This is a genomic window from Halobacteriovorax sp., from assembly GCF_041587335.1.
GTDB lineage: Bacteria > Bdellovibrionota > Bacteriovoracia > Bacteriovoracales > Bacteriovoracaceae > Halobacteriovorax.
This window is the reverse complement of record NZ_JBFGYP010000130.1, coordinates 1-7,766: the sequence shown is the minus strand read 5'-3', so window position 1 is coordinate 7,766 and position 7,766 is coordinate 1. Positions and strand designations below refer to the sequence as shown.

Sequence of the window (7,766 nt, the reverse complement as noted above, 5' to 3'; positions counted from 1 at the left end):
GAGGATGAAGCAATAGGGGATAGAGTAGATTACGGAGCGGGAATATCTATTGAACACAATGATAATATTCCAAAGAAGTTAACCCTTATCAAAGGAAGCTCATATACAACGGTTGCCGATATATTTGCAATTAAAACTGAGTCAGAAATCAGTACCAAGAAACAAATAGTTTCTATGAGTGTTAGTTCTACTGATGGAAATGATTTTGCTAAAATAGACTTAGAGGAAGACTTTGCTGAATTACAAATCCCTATGAGTGTTGATATTACAAACAGTGGTCTAAAATTAAATACTAGATATTCTATCAATAGTGAAAAAGAGCATAAAGTACATTTAACACTTGATGGAGAGTTGAATTCAAGTACCAGTCTAGTATTTCAAAAAGATGTTAGAGGCAACTCAATAGCCTTAAATCGAATACAGAGGATAGGAAGCTCTCAAGAGATAAGCATCCAAGTTCAAGGGGGAGGCGTAGGTCAAAGTGAAGCTTGGCTTCGCTATAAGTTAGCCTTTTAGTGAAAGTTCTGTTTGTTCTAGAATAATCACTGTATCACCAACTTCTAAGTTTTTTTCACTTTCTAGATTCCAGACTTCACCGTGTAGTTTAACCTGATATTTCTTTATTTCAGATTCATCTCCGATTAAAGCAATAACTGTAGCTGTCTCACCGACTTGAGAATTGAACTTCACTTTACCAATATTTTTATGGTCCTTAACAATGATGTAACCAACAAGTATTAAAAATAGAGTAATTGCTAGGGCGGCAGAGTAAATCAATGTCTGGCTAATCATAATATAGCTATCTTCTGTTCTAAGTAAGAAGAGAGATCCAGAGACAAAGCTGCCAAGTCCTGCCAGAGATAATATCCCATAGCTTGTTACATATATCTCTATTATAAATAATACAAACCCTAAAATGATAAGTGCCATAGCTCCAAAATTTAATGGAAGTACCTGGAAGCCTATTGCTGCAAGAATCAACGCTAGAGTTCCAATAGATCCAGCAATAAGTCCACCCGGAGCTTGAAACTCAAGATATATAAGAGCAGCTCCAATTAAAAATAAGACATAAGCTGTATTTGGATTGGCAAAAATATTTAGTAACTGTTGGCCGAGGTCCATTTCATAAGAAGAGTAGGTTATATTTTTAGTTAATATTTTACGGTCCTCTCCTTGTATATGGATTACTCTTCCATTAACCATTGAAGAGAGGTCTGATCTCTTATTTAAAATATCGTCTATTAGGTTTTCTTTCTTTGCTAGGTTTGCTTCAAAGCTTGAGGCCTTCTCTATCATATCTCCAAATAATGTTGCATTTCTTCCTCTCGTTTGAGCTAAGCTTTGAACAAGAGCTTTTAAGTCATTGACTGACTTTGAGCGCACATCACTTTTTTCTATGTCACCAGACATCTGGATTGGTGTCGCAGCACCTATATTAGTTCCTTCTGACATTAGAAGAATATGTGCAGCACTCGCTATTATTGCTCCCGCACTTGTTGCACTAGAACCTTCTGGAGTCACCCATACAATAATTGGAATAGTACTTTCACCTATTAAGGTAAGTATCTCTTTAGTTGTAGATACAAGTCCACCTGGAGTATTTAGTTTTATCAGTATGGCATCACTTTTTTGTTTATTAGCTCTCTTAAAGCCTTGAGAAATATAGTTGAAAGTTGCAGGAGTTATAGGAGAGTCTATATTCAACTCTAAAACTTCACTTAATTGAATATCCTGAGCTTGAGTTTCTTTGAAAAAACTGAATAGAGATATTGTTAAGATTAGAAGTATTTGATAGGTTTTCATACTTTTTATCCTCAAATTCTTTGGAGTTATCATTGCAACCACTATTTAAAATACTATTATGTCACATTTTAAACCCTAAAACAGATAAGTCATGCGAATTCGTTAAAAATGGAGCACTTGTCTTAAAAAGGTCAAACTCTGGATATAAAATTGTCGAATACGGAAAAGAGAAAGCTATTCTTCCTAAATATGCCTCTAAGAAATCTATTGAAGTTATGGACACAATGGGGAAAACAATAATGCCATCTTTTTTTGATACTCATTTTCATTGGGTTCAGGACGATGTGAGACTTATGCCTAAGAAGAACCTACTTCAATGGCTTATTAATTATACTTGGCCATATGAGGCAAAGTTCAAAGACAAGAAATACTCTAAAATGAAAGCTCAGAAGTTTGCAAAAGAGCTAGCTTCTGTTGGTACTTTAGGTGGAGCTTGCTATGCTTCTATTCATGCTCATACAGTTGATGACGCTCTTAAGTACTTTATAGGTGACTTTGTCGTAGGAAATGTTCTTATGACAATGGAGTCTCCAGACTACCTAACACAAACAAAGAAACAGGCGCTAAAGCTAGTTGATAAACAAACTAAGAAATTTAGAAATGAATATGCTGTAACTCCTAGATTTGCTCCAACTACTCATCCAGACGTTATGCAAGAGGCGAGTAAGATGGCAAGGGCCAATAACTCTTTCATACAGACTCACTTAAGCGAAACAGAGAATGAGATCGATTATGTAATGAGTATTTATAAAAATATTGAGGGATATGAGAATGTAAAAACATATACTGATATTTATAAAAAAGCTAAGGTCCTTGGTTCTAAGACAATTATGGGGCATGGGATTTATCTTTCTAAAGAAGAATTAAAGACCTTAAGTAAAACAAAAACTTCTATCGCTCACTGTCCTACATCTAATGCTCCTGTAAAGAAGCTTGGACTTGGTTCTGGTTTATTCAACTTTAAATTCGCTGAAAAGCATGGAGTTGATTGGTCACTAGCAAGTGATATTGGTGGAGGGCCCTTTGTTTCTATGTTCGATGTTATGCAATCATTTGTTTCTCAAAATAAAGAGGCCGGTGTAAAGGGTGCAACTTATACTAAGGCACTTCATAGAGCGACTGTTGCGGGAGCAAGAGCTCTGAAAATGGAAAAAACCTCTGGAAATTTTGAATCAGGAAAATTTGCAAACTTTATTGTTGTAAATAGTCCAAAAGATTTAACGGGATCTTCTGAAAAAATTCTAGATAGAATTATTTCAACAAATAAAAAGTCTAGAAAGAAGTACGACAAAATGGTTGAGCAGACATTTTACCGTGGTGAGTGCGTATTTTCTAAAATTTAGTCCTTTTGTCACAATAATATCTATAGGGAATTCATATTATTTAAGATTCCCTATAGTTAAGTTCTTTAACTTACCGTTATTTTATTTCATAAAAATTAAGAAAACTTAAACTAATTGGAATTTGTTTCCTGTTTCTAAAGATATTTAAAGATTGGATAATAAAAATTATATAGTTTATTTAGTTTTAAGTTGCCAATATTACGTATAAGTTAAGAAATCTTGATAAATATAACCAAAAGTTATTTGGAATTTACCATGATTGTTTGGTATTTTATTTATAAACAAATGTGATGATTTAAACACAGGAGAACATCATGCGCTGCTTTGCTAATATTGCTAAATTAATTAGAACAAAAAGAATTAATCACCCAAAAGGATACTCACAATCTGAGCTATCTCACTTACTTGGGTATAAGAACGGACAGTTTATCTCAAACGTTGAGAGAGCTCTTTGTAATATTCCTTTAAAAATGCTTAAGAAAGTTTCTGAAGTTTTAGACATTAATGCTGATGAACTAAAAGATGCAATTTTAAAAGATCACGATCAGACTCTTGATAACTATCTTAAACTTGAAGGCGCTTCTGAGATGATGCCTAATACAGTAAAGAAAGTTGCTGCTGTTTCTGCACAAATCTAATTTAAAGCTTTTTTTATTAAATAAGGCCGCAATCACTGCGGCCTTATTATTTTCATCTCTATTTATTCTTATATACTTTAATATTAAAACTCTTACTCTTTTTAAGCTCAGTATCTATTGGTAAAATAAGATCTTTTGGTTCTTCAACCTCTAGTCCTATTTCTACTTTTAGCTTAACAGCTTTTCCTAGAAAGCCTTTTAAAGTATCAAAACCAAATCTTGCAAAGTCAGCACTAATATTGTCATTAGATAGATTGAAGTCTGTTAGTTTAAAATTCTTAGAGAAGTGTAAGTCTCCATTTGATCTCTTATAAACTCTAACTTTAATTTTAGCATCTTTGATTAATTCTGGGTTTGGAACACTTAGTTTAAAGTCTCCAGATTTATTCATCCACAATGACTTAAAGTTTGCCTTTAAAGGAGCCGTAAGCTTCTTTAAATTTCCAAAGTTAATTTTAATATCTCTAGAAGTTTTAAGTTCAGTGTCATTATTTAGAATAACTGTTTCACTCTCATTTAATAAATTAATGAATGTTTCACTTGTATTTAAGTTCTTGTAGTTAATCTTTAAATCACCACTCTCATCCATTGCTAACTTAATAGTCGCTTTTCCAATTTGATCAACATCAGTAAAGCTGAATTTAACTTCGTGAGTAACTTCTTTCTCAGCTTGGTAAGGTATTTGAACAGGTTTCTTACAAGCATAGCTTACTGTGTTATACCTTGTTACATCTCTACATACATATTCTTGGTATGGAACATCTGTACACTCATTTCCGCCTGGTACGTAATCACATACACGATTTGGAACATTACTACATTCACGATCAGTATATGGAACATTTCTACATGTCTGTGGACCACTAACGTCTCTACATCTCTGTCTTCCTGGTACGTCTGTACACCTTTCAACTCCATTTCTTGTTCTACAAACTCTTCTTGCAGGCTCGTTAACACATTCTCTACGTGTTCTCCCCGCCGTACATTCTCTTCTTGTTCTTCTTACATTTCGACATTGGTAATCGTTCTCTGTTCTACAAACATTTCTTCCAGGAACCCATGTACATTCATTTCTATAGCGAGTTTCATTTCCGCACACAGTATCTTGATAGGGCTCTTGCCTCTCACATGTTCCATCTACATATTCAGTTCTATAAAGAGTAATAACTTTAGTGTCTTGCAGTAGAACTTGCTCTGATGGTTGTAGATTGTAATCAATTTGAGTATTTTCTTGGGCCAGTGTGTGATTCGTTAATGCTAGAAATAATCCCAGCAAACATAAGATGTGTTTCAAAATATTCTCCTTTTTAATAGTGGAGTTATTTAAGCAAGAATAATGCCAATGATTTTAAGTGTTTGCGATGCGTCTTGTTGCTGTAATTTGGAAAATAGAAGGGGAGCGTAATGAAACTAGGGATATTTTGTCACTGAATAGATCGGTGACAAAATATCTTAGATTTATTTAAAGACCTTTATATTGCTTGTAGTCGTCAATTGAGCCAACACTTTCTTCTGAGTCATCTGCATACTCAACTCTTGCTTCCGCTTGAATTTCTAAAAAGTGTGGATCCGCAAATTCACCTTGATGAGATACGTGCTCAGCAAGTGGATCAATTTCGTGGTTGAAAGAGTATTTATGATCTTCCTTAAGTGAGTTAAAGTGCTTTTGAAAGATCTCTTGCTTTTCGCCTGTTAAACTTCTTTCAAACTCTCTAAGCTTTGTAATTGTATTATAATAAATTCTCTCAAGTTTAGCTTTTTGTTTAGGATCTGCTCTATGAAATAGTGCATAATACTTTCTTCGTGCAAGTAAGTGCTGCTCAAGAAGGTTATTATACTTTAACGTGACTTGGTCCTCTAAAGATAGTTTTGGACCTTTTCTGTTATTATATCTCTTTTTCTTATTATTATTATTTGGCTTAGATCCTGCTGCCTGAGCATTAGGGTTCTTCTTCTTTGGTTTTCCGCGATATCTCTTATTGCGGTTAGGTCTTGGTTTTGCCTGATTTTCGGACATTGATTCCTCATAGATTCTTAACGGTAGATCATATATTATTGGATCTTTAAAAGTTTAATTTTATAGAGTGCAGTGTTGTTAGTCAATTTTGTATAATTTGTCGCAATGTTAACACAATAAAACTTTAAAAAACGTTCAAAAATGATTAAAAATATGAGTACTTACCTATAATAATAAGGAGAAATATATGACAACGAAACGCGTTAGAGTGGCAGTAACAGGTCCTGCTGGACAAATTGGTTACGCAATACTTTTCAGAATCGCCTCTGGACAGATGTTTGGAACGGATACTGAAGTTGAATTAAGCTTATTAGAACTTCCTCAAGCACTCGGTGCTCTAGAGGGTGTTAAGATGGAATTAGATGATTGTGCTTTCCCACTTCTTAAGAATATTAAATGTACTGATAAAATGGAAGAGGCCTTTGATGGTGCTAACTGGATTCTAGCTATTGGTGCAGTTCCAAGAAAAGATGGAATGGAGAGAGCAGACCTTCTTAAAGTTAATGGTGGAATTTTTGGGCCATTAGGTAAAGCTATGGCAGCTCATGGTGCTGACGATTGTAAATTATTTGTAGTTGGAAACCCGTGTAACACTAACTGTCTAATCGCTATGGAAAACTCAGGTCTTCCGAAAGAAAGATTTTTTGCAATGACAGCTCTTGATGAAAACAGAGCAAAGAGTCAACTTGCAATGAAAGCTGGAGTTGATGTTACTGCTGTTACAAACATGACAATTTGGGGTAACCACTCAGCGACTCAGTATCCTGATTTTTACAATGCAAAAATTAATGGAAAAAGTGCTGCAGAAGTAATCACTGATACTGACTGGTTATCTGGAGAGTTTATTTCTGTAGTTCAAAAAAGAGGTGCTGCAATTATTAAGGCCAGAGGTGCAAGTTCAGCAGCTTCAGCTGCAAACGCTTGCGTTCAAGGTGTACATAGTCTTACACATGATACTCCAGCTGGAGAAACTTTCTCAATGTGTCTTGCCTCAAAAGGTGAGTATGGTGTTGATGAAGGTTTAATCTTCTCTTACCCATGTAGAGTTGAAAATGGTCAGATCAAAGTTGTTGAAGGTGTTGAGCACAATACTTTTGGTCAAGAAAAGTTTAAAACTACTCTTGAAGAGCTTAGAAATGAGAAAGCTTCTGTAAAAGAGATGGGATTAATTTAATTTATATTTCTTTCAAATAAAAAAGAGGGCCTCTCGGCCCTCTTTTATCAAATTGCACCTGATCTATGTAGGTGATGGTCTAATCTTTCAATTTGCCTATCCATCCTTTCTTCTTCGAGTTGAGAACTTGGTGTCCTCGAACCTGATGTACAGGAAGTTACGATAGTTAATGTTAAAAATAGGAATAGAAATATACTTCTTTTCATAGTTGAGCTCCTTACTCAATTATACGGTATATTTACGGATTCACTTAAATTTTAATAGGTAATTGCTCTAGTTTCAGTAAGTTGAGTTATAGGCCATTTTCGTCTCTAAACTTAACTAGCGCTTGATAGTATTCTCGTTGCTCTTCCATAGAGAGTGAAGACATTGTCTTTACATTTTTCTTCCTAATGCCTTTTTCAGCAAGTAATCCATCAGCAGTTCTTAGTTTTCCGGTAATACTTTTAGCAATGGTAACAAGCCAAGGAGGGAATTGCTTGTCTACTTCTTCTACTGGTACCTTTATAAGGGTTGTATCTTCTAAACAGATTGCACTAGCACTTCTATTCGTTTTATCAAAGAAGCTTAGTTCCCCTAAATATTCCCCATCTTCTAAATGGGCCAGAGGAGTAACCTTAGTTCCATTGTTTACAAATATTAAAACCTTACCCGAGTGTATAATGAAAAGGTCATGATCAACTTGTCCTTCTGCGCAGACAATATCACCTTTTTTTAAATTTAATGTTAACGGTCCAGATATCTCACTCATAAGTTCCTCAAATTTTTAGAATACTTTTAATAGTTAGGAT

General features: G+C 34.5%; 9 protein-coding genes. 4 read left to right on the top strand and 5 right to left on the bottom strand.

The features are described from left to right. Positions 1-516 (top strand): hypothetical protein (locus tag ABX784_RS14085; RefSeq protein ID WP_372655696.1); only part of this gene is annotated, 516 nt, incomplete at its 5' end. On the opposite strand, the gene ABX784_RS14080 is transcribed toward ABX784_RS14085, so the two are convergent. After that, on the bottom strand, positions 505-1,803 hold the full coding sequence (locus ABX784_RS14080) for a nodulation protein NfeD (protein WP_372655695.1): 1,299 nt from the start codon (positions 1,801-1,803) through the stop codon (positions 505-507). The genes ABX784_RS14085 and ABX784_RS14080 overlap by 12 nt on opposite strands. A 32-nt stretch (positions 1,804-1,835) precedes the next feature. On the opposite strand from ABX784_RS14080, the gene ABX784_RS14075 reads away from it, so the two are divergent. Continuing rightward, positions 1,836-3,146: an amidohydrolase family protein gene (locus tag ABX784_RS14075; RefSeq protein WP_372655694.1), complete on the top strand. Its 1,311-nt coding sequence runs from the start codon at positions 1,836-1,838 to the stop codon at positions 3,144-3,146. A gap of 314 nt (positions 3,147-3,460) precedes the next feature. Next, positions 3,461-3,784 (top strand): helix-turn-helix domain-containing protein, encoded by a 324-nt coding sequence (locus ABX784_RS14070; protein ID WP_372655693.1) that lies wholly within the window; start codon positions 3,461-3,463, stop codon positions 3,782-3,784. 58 nt (positions 3,785-3,842) lie between these two features. Here the strand turns inward: ABX784_RS14070 and ABX784_RS14065 are convergent, their stop codons facing one another. Continuing rightward, positions 3,843-5,078, bottom strand: coding sequence for a hypothetical protein (locus tag ABX784_RS14065; protein WP_372655692.1), 1,236 nt, complete (start codon positions 5,076-5,078; stop codon positions 3,843-3,845). Positions 5,079-5,246: 168 nt separating this feature from the next. After that, positions 5,247-5,801, bottom strand: coding sequence for a hypothetical protein (locus ABX784_RS14060; protein WP_372655691.1), 555 nt, complete (start codon positions 5,799-5,801; stop codon positions 5,247-5,249). A gap of 187 nt (positions 5,802-5,988) precedes the next feature. Here ABX784_RS14060 and ABX784_RS14055 point away from each other — a divergent pair, with 187 nt between their 5' ends. After that, a complete protein-coding gene (locus ABX784_RS14055) occupies positions 5,989-6,975 on the top strand; it encodes a malate dehydrogenase (protein ID WP_372655690.1) in 987 nt (328 codons plus the stop codon). Between the two features lie 47 nt (positions 6,976-7,022). Here the strand turns inward: ABX784_RS14055 and ABX784_RS14050 are convergent, their stop codons facing one another. Beyond that, the gene (locus tag ABX784_RS14050; RefSeq protein WP_372655689.1) at positions 7,023-7,181 is read right to left on the bottom strand and encodes a hypothetical protein; all 159 of its coding nucleotides are present in this window, start codon (positions 7,179-7,181) and stop codon (positions 7,023-7,025) included. 86 nt (positions 7,182-7,267) lie between these two features. Further along, entirely contained in the window at positions 7,268-7,726 is a 459-nt protein-coding gene (locus tag ABX784_RS14045) for a Crp/Fnr family transcriptional regulator (RefSeq protein ID WP_372655688.1), read from the bottom strand. Between the last annotated feature and the right edge of the window lie 40 nt (positions 7,727-7,766).

Coding starts and splice junctions, on each gene's coding strand:
- ABX784_RS14050 (WP_372655689.1), bottom strand. CDS start 7,181: ATGAAAAGAAGTATATTTCTATTCCTATTTTTAACATTAACTATCGTA.
- ABX784_RS14060 (WP_372655691.1), bottom strand. CDS start 5,801: ATGTCCGAAAATCAGGCAAAACCAAGACCTAACCGCAATAAGAGATAT.
- ABX784_RS14055 (WP_372655690.1), top strand. CDS start 5,989: ATGACAACGAAACGCGTTAGAGTGGCAGTAACAGGTCCTGCTGGACAA.
- ABX784_RS14045 (WP_372655688.1), bottom strand. CDS start 7,726: ATGAGTGAGATATCTGGACCGTTAACATTAAATTTAAAAAAAGGTGAT.
- ABX784_RS14080 (WP_372655695.1), bottom strand. CDS start 1,803: ATGAAAACCTATCAAATACTTCTAATCTTAACAATATCTCTATTCAGT.
- ABX784_RS14070 (WP_372655693.1), top strand. CDS start 3,461: ATGCGCTGCTTTGCTAATATTGCTAAATTAATTAGAACAAAAAGAATT.